This is a genomic window from Dermacoccus sp. MPR-E5 (assembly GCF_058809565.1).
This window is the reverse complement of record NZ_JBXASS010000001.1, coordinates 65,321-83,951: the sequence shown is the minus strand read 5'-3', so window position 1 is coordinate 83,951 and position 18,631 is coordinate 65,321. Positions and strand designations below refer to the sequence as shown.

14 protein-coding genes and 1 pseudogene are annotated in these 18,631 nt (G+C 69.3%); 1 reads left to right on the top strand and 14 read right to left on the bottom strand.

The genetic code is table 11. The features are described from left to right. Window positions 1-143: 143 nt before the first annotated feature. The 14 genes and pseudogenes from AC1RS9_RS00360 to AC1RS9_RS00295 form a co-directional block, all read right to left on the bottom strand. Window positions 144-1,601: a glutamate synthase subunit beta gene (locus tag AC1RS9_RS00360; RefSeq protein WP_062258180.1), complete on the bottom strand. Its 1,458-nt coding sequence runs from the start codon at window positions 1,599-1,601 to the stop codon at window positions 144-146. A gap of 1 nt (window position 1,602) precedes the next feature. Beyond that, on the bottom strand, window positions 1,603-6,138 hold the full coding sequence (gene gltB, locus AC1RS9_RS00355; RefSeq protein WP_136788422.1) for a glutamate synthase large subunit: 4,536 nt from the start codon (window positions 6,136-6,138) through the stop codon (window positions 1,603-1,605). A gap of 168 nt (window positions 6,139-6,306) precedes the next feature. Continuing rightward, window positions 6,307-7,206 (bottom strand): prolipoprotein diacylglyceryl transferase, encoded by a 900-nt coding sequence (gene lgt / locus AC1RS9_RS00350; protein ID WP_492920128.1) that lies wholly within the window; start codon window positions 7,204-7,206, stop codon window positions 6,307-6,309. After that, complete coding sequence (locus tag AC1RS9_RS00345; protein ID WP_006943804.1) at window positions 7,206-7,958, bottom strand: DsbA family protein; 753 nt, start codon at window positions 7,956-7,958, stop codon at window positions 7,206-7,208. The genes lgt and AC1RS9_RS00345 overlap by 1 nt, the downstream gene beginning before the upstream one ends. Window positions 7,959-8,006: 48 nt before the next feature. Continuing rightward, a complete protein-coding gene (locus AC1RS9_RS00340; RefSeq protein WP_231729550.1) occupies window positions 8,007-8,510 on the bottom strand; it encodes a MauE/DoxX family redox-associated membrane protein in 504 nt (167 codons plus the stop codon). Further along, entirely contained in the window at window positions 8,507-9,307 is an 801-nt protein-coding gene (gene trpA / locus AC1RS9_RS00335) for a tryptophan synthase subunit alpha (protein WP_006943817.1), read from the bottom strand. Before trpA ends, AC1RS9_RS00340 begins: the two co-directional genes overlap by 4 nt. Then, entirely contained in the window at window positions 9,304-10,581 is a 1,278-nt protein-coding gene (gene trpB / locus AC1RS9_RS00330) for a tryptophan synthase subunit beta (RefSeq protein ID WP_062258175.1), read from the bottom strand. Before trpB ends, trpA begins: the two co-directional genes overlap by 4 nt. Continuing rightward, window positions 10,578-11,414, bottom strand: coding sequence for an indole-3-glycerol phosphate synthase TrpC (trpC, locus tag AC1RS9_RS00325; protein WP_492920124.1), 837 nt, complete (start codon window positions 11,412-11,414; stop codon window positions 10,578-10,580). The genes trpB and trpC overlap by 4 nt, the downstream gene beginning before the upstream one ends. Before the next feature lie 91 nt (window positions 11,415-11,505). Beyond that, the gene (locus tag AC1RS9_RS00320) at window positions 11,506-11,748 is read right to left on the bottom strand and encodes an HGxxPAAW family protein (protein WP_136788427.1); all 243 of its coding nucleotides are present in this window, start codon (window positions 11,746-11,748) and stop codon (window positions 11,506-11,508) included. A 2-nt stretch (window positions 11,749-11,750) separates the two neighbouring features. Continuing rightward, window positions 11,751-12,431 carry a Trp biosynthesis-associated membrane protein gene (locus tag AC1RS9_RS00315; RefSeq protein WP_062258168.1) on the bottom strand — a complete coding sequence of 227 codons (681 nt, stop codon included), beginning with the start codon at window positions 12,429-12,431 and terminating at the stop codon, window positions 11,751-11,753. Continuing rightward, window positions 12,428-13,987 carry an anthranilate synthase component I gene (locus AC1RS9_RS00310; RefSeq protein ID WP_131941104.1) on the bottom strand — a complete coding sequence of 520 codons (1,560 nt, stop codon included), beginning with the start codon at window positions 13,985-13,987 and terminating at the stop codon, window positions 12,428-12,430. Before AC1RS9_RS00310 ends, AC1RS9_RS00315 begins: the two co-directional genes overlap by 4 nt. A 161-nt stretch (window positions 13,988-14,148) precedes the next feature. Beyond that, a pseudogene (hisI, locus tag AC1RS9_RS00305) lies at window positions 14,149-14,511 on the bottom strand (phosphoribosyl-AMP cyclohydrolase); the annotation flags it as partial. 574 nt (window positions 14,512-15,085) lie between these two features. Next, complete coding sequence (locus AC1RS9_RS00300; protein ID WP_082740820.1) at window positions 15,086-16,666, bottom strand: HNH endonuclease signature motif containing protein; 1,581 nt, start codon at window positions 16,664-16,666, stop codon at window positions 15,086-15,088. A gap of 320 nt (window positions 16,667-16,986) precedes the next feature. Next, window positions 16,987-17,685, bottom strand: coding sequence for an SDR family oxidoreductase (locus AC1RS9_RS00295; protein ID WP_006943784.1), 699 nt, complete (start codon window positions 17,683-17,685; stop codon window positions 16,987-16,989). A gap of 634 nt (window positions 17,686-18,319) precedes the next feature. On the opposite strand from AC1RS9_RS00295, the gene AC1RS9_RS00290 reads away from it, so the two are divergent. After that, window positions 18,320-18,607: a WYL domain-containing protein gene (locus AC1RS9_RS00290; protein ID WP_050786432.1), complete on the top strand. Its 288-nt coding sequence runs from the start codon at window positions 18,320-18,322 to the stop codon at window positions 18,605-18,607. The last annotated feature ends 24 nt before the right edge of the window (window positions 18,608-18,631 follow it).

Below are 18,631 nucleotides of genomic sequence, written 5' to 3'. Positions count from 1 at the left end.
GTTCCCTCAGTCGACCATCTCGCCCGGTGAGACCCCCGTCACCGTACTCGCGGGTAGGCCCGCGACGACGCGGAAACCCCCGCCGCCACGAGGGCGGCAGGGGCTTCCACGACGCGCGATCAGGCGTCAACACATGCGGACGATCACACCGTCAGCGGACGATCCGTCGGCTTGATCGGCGCGGGCAACGTCGAGTCACCCATGAGCCACATGTCGACGCCGCGCGCCGCGCTGCGGCCCTCGGCGATCGCCCACACGATGAGCGACTGGCCGCGCCCACAGTCACCGGCGACGAACACGCCGGGCACGCTCGACATGTAGTTCGCGTCGCGCTGCACGTTGCTGCGCTCGTCGGTGTCGACGCCGAGCTGCTCGAGCAGACCCTCGCCCTGCGGGCCGAGGAAGCCCATCGCGAGCAGCACGAGCTGCGCCGGGATGACTCGCTCCGAGCCTTCGACCTCCTCGAACTTGCCGTCGACGAACTTCACCTCGACGATCTTCAGACCGCTGACGTTGCCGTCGTCGTCCGCGAGGATCTCCTTCGTCGAGGCGGAGTAGACGCGCTCGCCACCCTCCTCGTGCGCCGAGGCGACGCGGAAGATCATCGGGTACGTCGGCCACGGCTGGTTGGCCGGACGCTCCTCGCCGGGCTGCGGCATGATCTCGAGGCTCGTCACCGACTTCGCGCCCTGACGCAGCGCCGTACCGATGCAGTCGGCTCCGGTGTCGCCACCACCGATGACGACGACGTCCTTGCCGGTCGCGAGGATCTGACCCTCGACCTCGCCGCCGAGCGCGACGCGGTTGGCCTGGGGCAGGTACTCCATCGCCTGGTACGTGCCCGTGTGCTCGCGCCCCGGCACCGGCAGGTCGCGACGCACCGTCGCGCCCATCGCGAGGACGACGGCGTCGTAGCGCGAGCGCAGCTGCTCCGCCGTCAGCGTCACGCCGATCTCGGTGTTGCAGCGGAAACGGGTGCCCTCGGCCTTCATCTGCTCGATGCGACGATCGAGGATGCCCTTCTCCATCTTGAACTCGGGGATGCCGTAGCGCATCAGGCCACCGGGGGCGTCGTCGCGCTCGAACACGGCGACGGTGTGCCCGGCGCGCGTCAGCTGCTGCGCGGCGGCGAGGCCCGCGGGCCCCGAACCGACGACGGCGACCGTCTTGCCCGTCAGGCGCGTCGGCACCTGCGGCGTGACGTAACCACGCTCGAAGCCCTCCTCGACGACCGTCTTCTCGACCTGCTTGATCGTGACGGCGGGCTGGCTGATGCCGAGCACGCACGCCGTCTCGCAGGGCGCGGGGCACAGGCGTCCGGTGAACTCGGGGAAGTTGTTCGTGGCGTGGAGGCGCTCGATGGCCTCCTCCCACTCACCCTTCCACGACAGGTCGTTCCACTCGGGGATGAGGTTGCCGAGGGGGCAGCCCGAGTGACAGAACGGGATGCCGCAGTCCATGCATCGGCCGGCCTGACGCTGCAGGGTGCCGAGCTGCTGCTCCTCGTACACCTCCTTCCAGTCGCGGATGCGAACGGGAACGGGGCGACGTTCGGGCAGCTCGCGCTCCCGGGTCTTGAGGAATCCGCGGGGGTCAGCCACGTCAACTCACCTCCATGATCTTGTCCCACACCTGGGCGCTGTCGGGGTCGACGCCCATGCCTTCGGCGTCCTTGCGGATGCTCAGCACGCGCTGGTACTCACGCGGCGTGACGAGCGAGAAACGGACGAGGCTCGCAGGCCAGTCGTTCAGCAACGACTCGGCGACGGATGAACCCGTCTCGGCGGCGTGCTTCGTCAGCAGCTCCTTGACGACGTCCTCGTCCTCGGCGCGCAGACCGGTGACCTCGACGAGCTCGCGGTTGACGAGGTCGGCGTCGAGATCGAGGACGTACGCCTCACCGCCCGACATGCCGGCCGCGAAGTTGCGTCCGGTCGCGCCGAGGATGAGCACGCGACCACCGGTCATGTACTCGCAGCCGTGATCGCCCACGCCCTCGACGACGGCCGTCGCTCCCGAGTTGCGGACGCAGAAGCGTTCGCCGACCTTGCCGCGCAGGAAGATCTCACCGCTGGTCGCGCCATAACCGATGACGTTGCCCGCGATGGCGTTCTCCTCGGCGACGAGGGCCGTCTCGGTGTCGGGACGGATGATGATGCGCCCACCCGACAGGCCCTTGCCGACGTAGTCGTTGCCCTCGCCGACGAGCCGCAGCGTCAGGCCCTTCGGGATGAAGGCGCCGAAGCTCTGCCCGCCCGCACCGCGCAGCGTGATGTCGACGAAGTCGTCGTGGAGCAATTCATCGAGGTAGCGCTTGGTCAACTCGTGGCCGAGCATCGTGCCGACGGTGCGGTTGACGTTCGACACCTTCGTCTCGAACGCGACCGGCGTCTTGTGCTCGATGGCGTCCTTCGCCTTCGCGATGAGTTCGTTGTCGAGCGCAGCGTCGAGGTGGTGATCCTGACCCTGCGTGTTGAACAGCTCACCGCCGAACGGCATCTCCGCTTTCGCGAAGATCGGCGCGAGGTCGAGACCACTGGCCTTCCAGTGCTCGACGGCCTCGTCTGTGTCGAGCGCCTCGACGTGCCCGACGGCCTCCTCGATCGAACGGAAACCGAGCTCGGCGAGGATCTCGCGCACCTCCTCGGCGATGTACTCGAAGAACGTCTCGACGAACTCCGGCTTGCCGCTGAAACGCTCGCGCAGCTCCGGGTTCTGCGTCGCGATGCCGACCGGGCAGGTGTCGAGGTGACACACGCGCATCATGATGCAGCCGCTGACGACGAGGGGCGCGGTTGCGAAACCGAACTCCTCCGCGCCGAGCAGCGCGGCGATGACGACGTCACGGCCCGTCTTGAGCTGGCCGTCGGTCTGCACGACGATGCGGTCGCGCAGGCCGTTGAGCAACAGCGTCTGCTGCGCTTCGGCGAGGCCGAGCTCCCACGGCCCACCGGCGTGCTTGAGCGAGGTCAGCGGTGAGGCTCCCGTGCCGCCGTCGTGGCCGGAGATGAGCACGACGTCCGCGTGGGCCTTCGAGACACCCGCGGCGACGGTGCCGACGCCGACCTCGGAGACGAGCTTGACGTGGATGCGCGCGCTCGGGTTCGCGTTCTTCAGGTCGTGGATGAGCTGCGCGAGATCCTCGATCGAGTAGATGTCGTGGTGCGGCGGCGGCGAGATGAGACCCACGCCGGGCGTCGCGTGACGCGTGCGCGCCACCCACGGGTACACCTTCGGCCCGGGCAGCTGACCGCCCTCGCCGGGCTTCGCGCCCTGCGCCATCTTGATCTGGATGTCGTCGGCCTCCGTCAGGTACAGCGACGTCACGCCGAAGCGACCCGAGGCGACCTGCTTGATCGCCGAACGACGCTTCGGGTCGAGCAGGCGATCGACGTCCTCGCCGCCCTCTCCGGTGTTCGACTTCGCGCCCAGGCGGTTCATCGCGATCGCGAGCGTCTCGTGTGCCTCCTTCGAGATCGAGCCGTACGACATCGCGCCCGTCGAGAAGCGCTTGACGATGGCGCTCGCCGGCTCCACTTCGTCGATCGAGATCGACGGACGGTCGGAGGCGAACTTGAAGAGCCCGCGCAGCGTCATGAGCTCTGCCGACTGGTCGTCGACGGCCTGCGTGTACTGCTTGAAGATGTCGTAACGACGCGCGCGCGTCGAGTGCTGGAGGCGGAACACCGTCGTCGGGTTGAACAGGTGCGGTGCACCCTCGCGGCGCCACTTGTACTCGCCACCGACCTCGAGCTCGCGATGCGCGGGGCCCTGGCCGTCGCTCGGGTAGGCCTTCGCGTGACGCGCCGCGACCTCGGCCGCGATGACGTCGAGACCGATGCCGCCGAGACGCGACGTCGTCGCGGTGAAGTACTCGTCGACGACCTCCTGGCTGAGGCCGAGCGCCTCGAACACCTGCGCGCCGCGGTAGGAGGCGACGGTCGAGATGCCCATCTTCGACATGACCTTGAGCAGGCCCTTGCCGAGCGCCTTGATGAGGTTCTTGACGGCCTGCTCGGGCGTCGTGTCACCGAGCGCACCCTCATGGGCGAGCTGCTCGACGGACTCCATCGCGAGGTACGGGTTGACGAGCGCCGCGCCGTAGCCGACGAGCAGCGCGACGTGGTGGACCTCGCGCACATCGCCGGCCTCGACGACGAGCCCGACCTGCAGACGCGTCTTCTGACGGATGAGGTGGTGGTGCACCGCCGCCGTCAGCAGCAGCGACGGGATCGGCGCGAACTCGGCGTTCGAGTCACGATCGGACAGGACGACGAAGCGGTGACCGTCGGCGATCGCCTGGTCGACCTCGGCGAAGATGCCCTGCAGGCGCGCCTTGAGCGCGCTCGCACCACCGTCGACGCGGTACGTGCCGCGGATGACGTACGCCGCGAAGCCGGCGCGGTCGCCGTCGGCGTTGATGTGGACGATCTTCGCGAGCTCGTCGTTGTCGATGACGGGGAAGCCGAACTCGACCTGCTTGACGTGCTCGGGGCCGTCGGTGAGCAGGTTGCCCTCCGGACCCATCGTCGTGCCGAGGCTCGTGACGAGCTCCTCGCGGATCGCGTCGAGCGGCGGGTTCGTCACCTGCGCGAACAGCTGCGTGAAGTAGTCGAACAGCAGGCGCGGACGCGAGCTGAGGACGGCGACGGGCGTGTCGGTGCCCATCGAACCGAGCGCCTCGGCGCCCGTCGACGCCATCGGCGTCAGCAGGATCTTCAGCTCCTCGTTCGTGTAGCCGAACGTCTGCTGACGGCGCGTGACCGAGCTGAGCGAGTGGGTGATGTGCTCACGATCCGGCAGGTCGCCGACCTTGACGATGCCCGAGTCGAGCCACTCCTGATACGGCTTCGCCGTGGCGAGTTCGCCCTTGATCTCCTCGTCCGGGATGATGCGCCCGGCCTCGGTGTCGATGAGGAACATCTTGCCCGGCTGCAGGCGCCCACGCTCGACGACGTCCTCCGGCGCGAGGCCGAGCACACCCGCCTCGGAGGCGAGGACGACGAGGCCGTCCTTCGTCACCGAGTAACGCCCGGGACGCAGGCCGTTGCGGTCGAGGACGGCGCCGATGAGCGAACCGTCGGTGAACGTCACGCACGCGGGGCCGTCCCACGGCTCCATGAACGCGGCGTGGTACTCGTAGAACGCGCGACGCGCCGGGTCCATCGTCGCGTGGTTCTCCCACGCCTCGGGGATCATCATGAGCACCGAGTGCGGCAGGCTGCGACCCGACAGGTGCAGCAGTTCGAGGGCCTCGTCGAACGTCGCCGAGTCGGACGCGTTCGGGGTGCAGATCGGCAGCAGGCGAGACAGGTCGCCGGGGATGATGTCGCTGCGCAACTGCGACTCGCGTGCGCTCATCCAGTTGCGGTTGCCGCGCACCGTGTTGATCTCACCGTTGTGCGCGATGAAGCGGAACGGGTGCGCGAGCGGCCAGCTCGGGAACGTGTTCGTCGAGAACCGGCTGTGCACGAGGGCCAGCGCCGTCTCGAACCGCTCGTCCGACAGGTCGGGGTAGAACTGCTCGAGCTGCGCCGTCGTCAGCATGCCCTTGTGGACCATGGTGCGCGCCGACAGCGACGCGAAGTAGACGTCGAGCTCGTTCTCGGCGCGCTTGCGCGCACAGAACGCGAGACGGTCGAGTTCGAGGCCCGAGGCGTCGCCGTCCTTCGCCGCGACGAACACCTCGCGGAAGACCGGCATCGTGCCGCGCGCCGACTCACCGACGACGTCGGGGTTGACGGGGACGTCACGCCAGCCGAGGACGACGAGGCCTTCCTCGTCGGCGATGCGGTCGAAGCCCTCGCCGACGTGCCACTGGCCGTCGGCGTCCTGCGGCAGGAACGCGATGCCGACGGCGTAGGAGCCCTTCGCGGGCAGCTCGAAGTCGACGACCTCGCGCAGGAACGCGTCGGGGATCTGCGTGAGGATGCCGGCGCCGTCGCCGACGAGCGGGTCGGCGCCCGTGGCACCGCGGTGGTCGAGGTTGGTCAGGGCCAGCAGCGCCGCGTCGACGATGTCGTGGCCGGCGTGGCCCCGCATCGTCGCGACGAGCGCGACACCACAGGCGTCATGCTCGAACGTGGGGTCGTACAACCCCTGGGCAGCGGGCTGGGCGGAGAAAGCATGAGCAGACATGACTCACCGTCCTGTTCGTCGTCGGGACGCCCGAGCGCAGGGCGCACGAGGCATCGGGTCGGGTCGAAACCACCGCGGGACGGCATTGGCCTGCGGGTTTTATGCATTCTATCGAATGTTCATGCGCGCTCACCACGTGGACGAGCGCGTCTCAGCTGACGATACAGCTCAGGAGGCCTCGTCGGCCGTGGTGTCCGCATCGTGTGCACCGTGGGCATCCGGCTCGAGCTGGTGCGCCGCCCGTGGGTCGGCGGACGCACGCCGGCGCGCGATGAAGATCGCGAGGCCGAGCAGGAAGACGATGCCGCACACCCACACGTTGACGCGCACACCGAGGATGCGGTTCGCGAAGTCGCTGCGCATCAACTCGACGACGATGCGGCCTGGCGGGTACAGCATGACGTACAGCGCGAACGCCTGCCCCTGGCGCAGCCGCCCCGAATCCGACAGGCGCCAGATGACGAGGGCGATGAGCATGCACCAGATCGCCTCGTAGAGGAACGTCGGGTGGAACGTGCTGAGGACGACGGGGGCACCGGTCGAGTCGACGACCGAACGCCCCTTGTTCATGTCCCACTGGTGGATCTCGAGGGCCCACGGCACGTTCGTCGCGCGACCGTACAACTCGTTGTTGAAATAGTTGCCGAACCGGCCGATCGCCTGCGCGAGCGGCAGCGCGGGGGCGACGCAGTCGGCGAGCACCGGGAACGGGACGCCCGCCTTGCGCGCGCCCAACCAGGCGCCGACGGCGCCCAGGACGACGGCGCCCCAGATGCCGAGGCCGCCCTCCCACACCTTGAACGCGTCGAGCGGGTGCCCGCCCTCGCCGAAGTACGGTTGCGGCGTCGTGATGACGTGGTACAGCCGCCCCCCGACGATGCCGAACGGCACGATCCACAGGGCGACGTCGACGGCCGCGTCACGCGAGTAGCCGCGCCCTTCGAGGCGCCGCCCGGTGATCATCGTCGCGATGACGACGCCCGCCAGGATGCAGATCGCATACGCCCGAAGGGGCACCGGGCCCAGCCACAGCACCCCTTCGGTCGGTGAAGGAATCTCCGTCAGCATCAGAACTTGGCCAGCACCTTGTCGATCGTGGTGGGCGTCGAGTTCTCGATGTTCATCATGCCGGCCATGTCGGCGTTGTCGACGTCCTTGCCGTTGATCTTGACGACCGGCGTGGAGTTGACCCCGGCCTTGTTGGTCTCGGACTCGGTCTTCTTGACGTACGCCGAGTACCGGTTGTCGTTGACGCACTTCTCATAGGACGAGCCCTTGACGCCCACCTCCTTCGCGAGCTTGATGAGCGTCTCGTTCGTGTAGCCGACGCCCTCCTTGGGCTGGTTCTCGAACACCTTCGTCGTGAAGTCGGAGAACTTTCCGGCGGTGGCGGTGCAGAACGCGGCGTTCGCGGCTCGGGCAGAGCTGTCGCCGGGCAGGTTCTCATCGAGGAAGGTCTTGACGTGGTACGTCAGCTTGACGTCACCGGCCTTCGCCATGTCCAGGAGCTTGGCTCCCTGGGCCTGCTCGAACTGCTTGCAGTACGGGCACTGGTAGTCGAAGTAGACGTCGACCTTCTTCGCGTCGGCCTTGGCCTTGTCGGCGAACACCGGCATGCCCTGGCCGTTGGCGAGTGCACCCGTCGGGGTGTCACCGGCAGCGACAGGGGTGTCGGTGTCATCGCTCTTGTTGAGCGAGAGGAAGGCGACGGCCGCGATCGCGAGGACGGCCACGAGGCCGACGATCGCGGCGATCAAGCCCTTGCTGGGGCCCTGCTTGGGCGCCACGGATTGCAGCTTGGTGGAAGCATCAGGTCGCATGGGTGAAGCCTTTCACAGATGGCGGGGGCGTTGAGTCACGAAGATCGTTCAGCCCCACAGCGCCCCGTCGGCGCTGAAGCGGCTGCGCGGGCGCCAGGCGAGCAGCCCGGCGAGGATGAGAAAGACGATGTCGCGGCCGATCTCCTGCGGATACTTCGTCTGGCTCGCGGCAACCGCCCCGCCCTCGGAGAAGCACCCACAGTCGATCGAGATGCCGCGCGCCCACGCCGAGGCGATGCCCGCGATGAAGATGACGAGCAGCAGCGCGGAGATGATCGCCGCGAAGCGGGTGAACAGGCCGACGAGCAGGATGACGCCGAGCGCCACCTCCGCCAGCGGCAGGATCGTGCCGATGACGTTCGCGACGTCGTAGGAGAACAGGTCGTATGCGCGCACCGAGCGGCGCGAGGCGTCGAGGTGCGTGAGCTTCGGCAGGCCTGCATAGAGGAAGACGCCGGCGAGCACGAGGCGCAGCACGAGGGCGATCCACGGCCAGCGGTTCGAGCGCTCGGCGGTGGGCTTGGTCGTGCTCGTGTCCATGCTGGTGCTCAACGTCGTACTCCGTCGCTCAGTTCCTTCGTGGCCTCGGCGAGGGCCGCCAGGCCGCGTTCGGGGTCGGTGTCGAGCAGCGTCTTGACGAGCGCGGAACCGACGATGACACCGTCGGCGTATCGGCCGATCTCGCGCGCCTGTTCCGCCGTCGAGACGCCGAGGCCGACGCAGACGGGCAGGTCGGTGGCGGCCTTCGTCCGCTCGACGAGACCCTTCGCGGCGTCGCCGACGCTCGTGCGCGCACCCGTGACGCCCATGACGGACGCCGCGTAGACGAAGCCCGAGCAGTTCGCCGTCGTCGCCGCGACGCGGGCGGGCGTCGAACTGGGCGCGACGAGGAAGATCTTCGCGAGGCCGAGCTCGTCGGCGACGGCGATCCACTCGTCGGCCTCGTCGGGCACGAGGTCGGGGGTGATGAGGCCGGCTCCCCCGGCGGCCTTCAACTCCTCCGCGAAACGGCGGATGCCGTAGCGCAGCACCGGGTTCCAGTACGTCATGACGACGGCCGCGCCACCGGCGTCGGTGACGGCCCGCACGACGCGGAAGACGTCCGCGGTGTGCACACCGCCCGCGAGAGCCTGCGTCGCGGCGCTCTGGATGACGGGGCCGTCCATGAGCGGATCGGTGTACGGCAGGCCGACCTCGACGATGTCGCAACCGTTCTCGACCATGACCTGCGCGGCGCGGATCGAATCCGCGACGCTCGGGAAGCCTGCGGGAAGGTAGCCGACGAGGGCGGCGCGTCCTTCGTCACGGGTGGCGGCGAAGACGGCGTCCAGCGGGATGGGGGTGCTCACAGCTTCGTCTCCTCGTCCTCGCCGCTGACGACGGTCTCGTCTTCATCGATGAGCCCGAACCAGCGGGCGGCGGTGTGCACGTCCTTGTCGCCGCGCCCGGAGAGGCTGACGAGGATCAGCCCGTCCTCGCCCAGCTCGGCGCCGACCTTCATCGCGCCCGCGAGGGCGTGCGCCGACTCGATGGCCGGCAGGATGCCCTCGGTCTGTGACAGCAGCCGGAACGCCTCCATCGCCTCGACGTCGGTGATCGGGTGGTACTCGGCGCGACCGATGTCCTTGAGGTAGCTGTGCTCCGGACCGACGCTCGGGTAGTCGAGGCCCGCGGACACCGAGTGCGTCTCGATCGTCTGGCCCTCCTCGTCCTGGATGACGTAGGTGTACGCACCGTGCAGGACGCCCGGCGTGCCCTGGCCGCTGAAGCGCGACGCATGCTTGCCGCTCGCGATGCCCTCGCCGCCGCCCTCGAGGCCGACGAGGCGAACGCCGTCGTCACCGATGAAGCGGTGAAAGATACCCATCGCGTTCGAGCCGCCGCCGACGCAGGCGCAGACTGCGTCGGGCAGGCGCCCGGCCTCGGCGAGGATCTGCTCGCGGGCCTCCTCACCGATGAGCTTGTGGAAGTCGCGCACCATCTCGGGGAACGGGTAGGGGCCCGTCACCGTGCCGAGCACGTAGTGCGTCGTGTCGACGTTGGCGACCCAGTCGCGGAACGCCTCGTTGACGGCGTCCTTGAGCGTCTGGCTGCCGTGCTCGACGGGCACGACGCTTGCGCCGAGCAGCTGCATGCGTGCGACGTTGAGGGCCTGACGCTCGGTGTCGACCTTGCCCATGTAGACGACGCACTCGAGGCCCATGAGCGCCGCGGCCGTCGCGGTGGCAACGCCGTGCTGGCCGGCACCCGTCTCCGCGATGACGCGCGTCTTGCCCATGCGCTTGGCCAGCAGCGCCTGGCCGAGGACGTTGTTGATCTTGTGCGAGCCGGTGTGGTTGAGATCCTCGCGCTTGAGGAAGACGCGCGCGCCGCCGCAGTGCTCGGCGAAGCGCTTGACCTCGGTGATCGGGCTCGGACGGCCCGTGTATGTGCGGTGCAGTTCGGCGAGTTCGTGGCGAAACTCATCGTCCACCATCGCCTTCTGGCGTTGCTCGTCGAGCTCTTCGAGCGCGGCGACGAGGGCCTCGGGGACGTAGCGTCCGCCGTAGTCGCCGAAGCGCCCGAGGCCGTGCGGCGCGAGACCGTCGTGGCGCGGTTCGCCGAGCGGGGTGGGGTCGGTCATGCGGGCGTCCCTTCGACGGCTGACGCGTTCGTGGCGTCCGCGCACGCGGTGATGATGTCGGCAAGCCCCTGCTGGGGGTCGCCGTTCTTGACGAGTGCCTCGCCGATGAGCAGCGCCTGTGCGCCCTCGCGGGCGTAGCGGGCGGCATCGGCGGGCCCGGAGATGCCCGACTCGGCGACCTTGACGACGTGCGCCGACAGCGTCGCGGCGATCGGGCCGAACACCTCGGGGTGGACGTCGAGCGTCTTGAGGTTGCGGGCGTTGACGCCGAGCAGCTGCGCTTCGACGGCAAGTGCCCGTTCCGCCTCGGCGGCGTCGTGAACCTCGACGAGCGCCGTCATCCCGAGTTCGCGCGTAAGAGCCGCGAAGTCGCGCAGCTGCGCGTCGTCGAGGGCGGCGACGATGAGGAGGACGAGGTCGGCGCCATGGGCGCGGGCCTCGAAGAACTGGTACGGCTCGACCATGAAGTCCTTGCGCAGCACCGGGATGTCGACGGCGGCGCGCACGGCGTCGAGATCGGAGAGCGACCCGCCGAACCGGCGCTGCTCGGTGAGCACCGAGATCGCGGTCGCGCCCCCGTCGGCGTACTGCGCGGCGAGCGCGGCCGGATCGGGGATCTGCGCGAGCGCGCCCTTGCTCGGGCTGGAGCGCTTCACCTCGGAGATGACGGCGATGCGCCGCGCGTCGCGGGCGGCGTGGAACGCGGCGAGCGCGTCGCGTGCGGGCGGTGCGGCGTCGGCGTCACGCGTGACGTCGGCGAGGCTGCGCGCGCGCACGCGCTCGGCGAGGTCGTCTCGCACCCCGGCGATGATCGAGTCGAGAACAGTGGTCACGGTCGAATCCAATCAGCGTGACAGGGCACGGCGCCGCCGGTTCCAGCGTGTGGTCACGGCGCGCGCCGGGCCCGTCAGGCCGCGGCGCGGATCAGGCGGGCTTGCGCTCGGAGTCCATCGAGCCGTGCGCGGCAGCGCTGCGGCGGTTCGCCTTGCCCATGAGCCACCCGACGACGCCGCCGCCGACGACGAGGACCGCGCCGATGATGTCGAGCAGTTCGTTGCCGAAGTACACGCCGAACGCGATGAGGAGCGAACCGACCATGCAGATGCCGACGCCCGTCCAGGCGGCGGGGCTGTGGCCGTGGTCGAGGTACGGGCTGTCTCCGGACATCGTCATTTCTCCTTGGAGCCGTGCTGCGCAGCCGACGTCTCCGTCACGCGCGTTGATGAACTGTTCTGGGTCATTGTGTCAGGCCCGTCCGGCTCGTGCGAGCCGGGGGCGGTCTCGGTGTCCGTCGGGTCGATGCCGCGGTTCATGAGATCCCAGTCGCTCTCGTGCGTGGTCGGCGCCTTGGTCTCCGTCGGCGCGTCGTAGCGGCTCGACAGCCCCGCCCAGCGGCGCACGCCGAGCAGCGCCAGCAGGGACGCGGCGACGCTGAGCAGGCCGGCGAACACCGCGGCCCAGAACCATGGCGTGAACGTGCCGCGCGCGACGGCCTCACCGTTGTGGCCGGTGACGGACGTCATCCGCGTCTTGACCGCCGAGGCCGGGTCGCCCAGCGTCAGCAGCGTGACGACGAGCAGCGCGACCGAGGCGATGAGCGAGACGAGCGCGGCGGGCCAACGCGCGATGCGGCCGGCCGTCGCGGCGGCAAGGACGCCTGCGACGGCGACGAGGGCGATGCCGAAGTAGCCGGGCACCGCCTGGTTGCCCGTGACGTCGACCTTGCTGCTCGCGATGACGCCATCGTTGAGGGAGCCGTTGATCCACGTGCGCCCCGAGACGATCGCGGCGAGGACGGCCGCGATGAGGCTGAGCAGGATGACGCTGCGTTTCGTCGTGAAGGTGCTCATGCGATTCCCGTCATGCCGTCGGCCGTCGCGACGGCGCGTAACGCCGCGGCGGCCTTGTTGATCGTCTCCTGGTATTCGCTCTCCGGCACCGAGTCGGCGACGACGCCGGCGCCCGCCTGGACGTGCGCGACACCGTCCTTGAGCACGGCGGTGCGGATGGCGATGGCGGCGTCGGCGTCGCCCGCGAGGTCGAAGTAGCCGATGACGCCGCCGTAGATGCCCCGACGGGTGCCCTCGCGCGATTCGATGATCTGCATCGCGCGTGGTTTCGGCGCGCCCGAGAGGGTGCCCGCGGGAAACGCCGCCTCGAGCACGTCGTAGGCGGTGACGTCGTCACGGCGTGCGCCGATGACGGTCGACTCGAGGTGGATGACGTGGCTGTAGTTGCGGATGTTCATGAACTCGACCGTCTCGACGGTGCCCGCGCGACAGACGCGCTGCAGGTCGTTGCGCGACAGGTCGACGAGCATGAGGTGCTCGCTGCGTTCCTTGGGGTCGGCCAGCAGGTCGTCGGCGAGCTCCTGATCGTGTTCCGGGGTCTTGCCGCGCGGGCGCGAACCGGCGATCGGGTGCGTGATGACGCGTTCGCCTGTCACCTTGACGAGCGCCTCCGGCGAGCTGCCGACGACGTCGTACGCGCCGCCGTCAGGGTGCGGCAGGCGGAGCAGATACATGTAGGGGCTGGGGTTGCTCGCGCGCAGGGCGCGGTAGACATCGAGCGCGTCGGCGTGCGTGTCGACGCTGAATCGCTGGCTGACGACGATCTGGAAAGCCTCGCCCGCGCGGATGTCCTCCTTGCACGACTCGACCATGTCGTGGAACTGCTCGCGCGTGTGGCTGCTGCGCACGTCCTGGGCGCGCTCGTGCGGGATCGCCACCGTCGAAGCCGCCGGTTCGACGAGGCGGGTCTGCATCGCGTCGAGGCGGGCGACGGCGTCGTCGTACGCGGCGCGCGCGCCGGGTTCGAGGCCGTCGAAGTTGACGGCATTGGCGACGAGCAGGAGCGAGCCGTCCTGATGGTCCATGACGGCGAGATCCGTGGCGAGCAACATCGTGACTTCGGGGATCGCGAGGACGTCGTCGGCGTGGTTGCCGATCTTCTCCCAGCGACGCACCGCGTCGTAGCCGATCGCGCCGACGAAACCGCTCGTCAGCGGCGGCAGGCCGGCGATGCGTTCGGTGTGAAGTGCCTGCAGGGACGCGCGTAGGGCATCGACCGCCAGGCCTGTCGTCGGCAGCCCCGTCGGCACGTCGCCGAGCCAGACGACGTCGCCGTCACGCTCGGTGAGCGTCGCGCGGCTCGCGGCGCCGATGAACGAGTAGCGCGACCACACGCCGCCGTGCTCCGCCGATTCCAGCAGGAACGTGCCCGGCTCGTCGCGCGCCAGCTTGCGGTAGATGCCGATGGGTGTCTCCGCGTCGGCGAGCAGCTTGCGCACGACGGGGATGACGCGACGCCCACCCGCGAGGTGCTCGAACAACTCGACGCTCGGCCACGTCGCGCCCCAGGTGAGGTCGGCGGCGAGGCTCGTCTCCGGCTCGGCTGCGGCAGTCATGCGTTGCTCCTGGGGGTGGGCATGGTGGCGGGTACGTCTGCGGCGACGGTTGGGGTTGACGTTGTCGTGGCTGCGTCCGCAGCGTCGGTTCCGGTGGGCGCCGTGGTAGCTGCGTCAGCGTCGGTTCCGGTGGACGCGATCGCGCCATCACTGCAGACGGCGGCGTCGAGGTCGGTGAAGAAGCAGCTGCGTTCGCCGGTGTGGCATGCGGCGCCGACCTGGTCGACGCGGACGAGCAACGCGTCGCCGTCGCAGTCGAGAGCGACGCTGCGCACGTACTGCGCGTGACCCGACGTGTCGCCCTTGCGCCAGTACTCGCCGCGGCTGCGCGACCAGAACGTCACGCGCCCCTCGCTCAGCGTGCGGCGCAGCGCCTCGTCGTCCATCCAGCCGAGCATGAGCACGTCACCGTTCGTGTCGTCCTGGATGATCGCGGCGACGAGACCCGCGTCGTCGCGCTTGAGGCGCTGCGCGACGTCAGGGCTGAGCGGCGATGAAGGCTCGGGCGAAGACATGGGGGCCATTGTGCCAAGTGGCCCTGACAACCCGTCGCGGTGTCTCGCGCTGGCACCTCGCGGATCACTGCGGGCCCCAACGCCGCCTGACCTCACGCTCCCGCGCATCGCGGATCGCGACGGGGACGCAGCTGCGCCTGACCCCGCACCCGCGCACGGCGGATGACGGCGGGGATCCAGCGCGGCCTTATCCCACGCTGACGTCGCATGAACGGGTGGAGTTCTCCCTCAGCGTGATCTCACCCAGGCATCCGAGCGAGGGTTCGGACGCGGTGTCGCCGACACGACTGGCGAGGTGGAGGCGGGCGTCACCGAGTCGTCAGGCCGCGCGAACAGGTGTGGCGCCGGCGTGCGTGGTGCCGCCGTGTCGATGATGCTGCGCCCGGGAAAGTGAACGCGCCCGGGACATGAAATGGGCCGCGGGTTGTGGCCGGGGAATGACTGCGCCGTCAGACCAGGTTCGAGCAGTAGGTAGCGGGCACAGACCTCGCCAGACCAGGATTGAGCGGCGGCGCACCGAGAGCGCGGAGCACGTGAGATCAGGGTTCGGCAGGCAGCCGGGGCCGCAGGGCCGCGAGGGCCGTCAGGCGGCGCGAACGGCGTCGGCGTGTGTGATGCCGCCGGGTTCGGTGACCCAGCGGGCACCGGAGGGCGACAGCCACGTGCAGACGCCGTCGGGCGTCATCCTCACGCGGAAGCCCCCGTGGGTCTTGGCGCGGTGATGGTGACGACACAGCGCCTGCAGGTTGGTCGCGCTCGTCGGCCCGCCCTGGTCGAACGGCATGACGTGGTCGAGGTCGCACCGCGAGGCGGCCGTTTCGCAGAACGGGAAGCGGCACACGCCGTCGCGCTCCCGCACGAGCTTGGCGATGCCGACACTTGGGCGGTGAGCAGCCGTCGTGGTGGCCAGCGTCGTGATGCGACCACACCCGTGGTGCGACGCGAGCGTCGCCGTGAATCCCACACCAGCCGTAGCGGCGAGGCGGGCGACGACGCCAGCAGAAAGAACACCGACGCCGCGCACGCCACAGGCACCCAGGACCATCGACGACGTTGCGGGCGACGCCGGGGAATGACCCGGCGGCACTCCAATGGCGGGCCGAGGGACCCTCGCGTCAAGCAGGTCGGACACGTCCTCCGCGTCCGGGACGCCCGTGGATCTCGGCGGGTCGAGGAGCCCCGCGACGGCGGATCTCGACGGGTCGGGAGGTCGCGCGATGATCGGCACCTGCAGGTTCAGCGTGGCCGTCACGGTGCAGTTCTCGAGGATGAGGTCGGTGAGCGCGTCAGCCCGCGCTGCGCCGACGAAAAGCCGAGCGCCGGGGGCAGAGTTTTCCTGCAGGCGCCGCGCACGTTCCTCCATCACGGCCTGGATGGCCGTGGCGTCGTAGGTGTCGAGAACGGCTGTCATCGTGCACAGCGACTCGAACTCGAGGTGCGGCTCGAACCACACCCCGCGCGTCGACTCCACCTCGACCTCGTCGGCAGGGCGAGTGAGACCGAGCCGACGCAGGGTCTTGCGGCACGCCTGCCGCGCCGCCTGGTGAGCGCGTCGATGATCTCCGCTGTCGATGAGCATCTGTGCCACGGAGCGCGCAGCGTCCGCCTCGAGGTGCGCGAGCTCCCCCGCCAGCATCGCCGCCACCCGCACGGAGCCGTCTCCGCGTGCCGAGGCCGCCAGCAGGCCGGGATGGCGCGCACGCAGCGTCGAAGCCCCCGCCGCCATCGCCCGGGCGGCGGGCGCCGTCAGCCCGAGTGCGCCGCCGAGCGCTGAGGCCGCGAACTCGCCGGCCTCGACGTCGTAGGCCCGAGAATCGTCGGACGCGCCCTCACCCATCGCCTCGCCGCTGAGGACGTCGTGGCGACGCACACTGTCATGGTGTTCGGAGGCCAGCATGTGCGTGACCGCTTCGGCGCTGCGTGCAACACGTTGTGTGAGCGCCGCAGCGCGTTCAAGGTGGCGACGGTGACTCATCAGGGCGTCCAACCGACCGTCCAGGCTCGCGCCTCCATCGGTGAGCGGAACGAGCGATGCCGGATCGGTGAGAACCTCCTCTGCGACCCGCGTCGTCAGCTCGCCCCAAACGGCCAGGACAGCCTCACCGGGCAGCTCAGAGAGACGCGCGACGATGTTCGCCGCGTCCGTCATCTCTAGCGTTTCCATGACCCAATTATCGCACACATGTTCGAATAGGGGTAGGCTCCGTCACATGAAAGATCCATTGAGCCGGCTCTCACTGACCACGCCCGCGCGGGCGCCGGCGGCGCTTCCAACGCTGATCCTCAAACGCGACTGCCCAACCCGATCGTCACGCACCCATGATCGGCAGCAGCTCGTCGTACACCCAGCCCGCGAGCTGCGTCGGCGTCGTGGTGGCGGGGGTCCGCCCCTGCTCGGGACGGAAATCATCGCGGATTCCGGTGCTCATCCCCAGTAACGCCTGCGCGAGACCACGGGCGAGCCCGGCCCCAGGTAGCGGGACATCACGCCGCATCGCTGATCTGGCGCGCCGCCACCGCATTTCCCACGTGGTCGAAGAGAATGCGCGTGACGTCGCGCCACGAGAGATCCCGCGACCCGTGAACCGCTCGGACATGACGCGCCTGCCACCCCTCGTCAAGGAGGCAGAGTGCCGCCATCTCGGCGACGTCACGCGGCGCCACCCAGCTGAATGCGTGATCAACCCGGAGCACCGTGTCGATTTCGCCCTGGCGGATCGCCGCCAGGTGCCGGGTGAGGTTGGAGAAGAAATAACCGCACCGCAGGTGCGTGACGTCGACGTCGAGCGCGTCGAGCGACAACTCCGTCGCGGCAAGGCCGTCGATCCCTCCCACACAGTGGCGCTTCTCTGCCCCCACGCTGCTGTGGAACACGACGCGCCTGATGCCGTTCGCGCGGACGGCACCCACGATTGCCTCGCTCGCCCGAGCATGCTCAGCGAGCGGATCAGCGGTCATCGGGCTCGGATTCACCCAGTACACGGCATCAATCCCGCGAGTCGCGGCGACGACCTCGTCGCGGTCCAGCGAATCCGCCTCGACGATGTCGACGAGGGGGCGCAGTTCCCGCGCGATCTGCGCGGGATGCCGTGCCAAGAGCACGGGCCGTACCCCGACTCGGACGAGCATACGAATCAGGTGGCGACCCACGTTTCCATTGGGTGTCGTGATGGCGATGCGCATCGATCACCCTTTCCTGAGCGGCGGTGTGCCCGCGCCCTCGTGGAATGACGCTAGGACCAGATGCAGACGGTTCCGGTCCTCATCTCGCACGACAATGAACGCATGTCCCACAAGCCCGTCACGAGTCCTTCGTCGCGTACCCTCGAATCGTTGGGTCTGCTCCAGACGGGCCGATGGTGCTCCGTGGCTGATCTCGCCATGCGTCTTGCCACGGGGCCGCGATCCGTCCGACGCGGTGTCGCTAGCTTGCGCAGCCTCGGTTACAGCGTGCGGTCACGCCCGGTCCCGGCGGCGGCTACCGCCTGGACTCGGGCGTCACGATCCCGCCCCTCGTACTCGACGCCGACGAGGTGTCCACCCTCGTCACGGCCCTGCTCGTGCTCGAGGGGGCAGGTCTCGAAGGAGACACCGCCGGGGCGACGGACGCCACAGTCGTGCGCGCCAAGCTCGAACGCCTGCTGCCGGGGTCGCTGCGTCGACGAGCCGTCGCGACCGCGACGGCGACCAACGTGCTGACGAGTGGGCTCGAGCCTGTCGACGCGCGCCTGCACGGTCTGCTCGTTGACACAGCCGCCCAACGTGGCATCGTGCACTTCGCCATTCCGACGGCGACGGCCGTGTCTGCGATCGACAGGTGCATCCGCTCATCTGCTTCATCCGCGAGGGCCGCTGGTACCTCCTCCGCCATGACCTGCACCGTCGCGACTGGCGCGTTTTCCGCCTCGACCGGATCACCTCCGCCGCGGCAGACCCCGCCGTCACCGGCCGGTCACCGCCAACCTTCCCCGACGAATCACTCGAGAGGTGGCTCACATCGGACTTCGACCGAGGCCCCCTGCCGGCCAACCATCTTCCGGGAGGCAACTCGGCGACGAGCCGAGGCGATGACGAATCAGCGAGCGCCGAGCAGGATGGCGGGTAACTCACGCGATGGCGAGTAGCAACC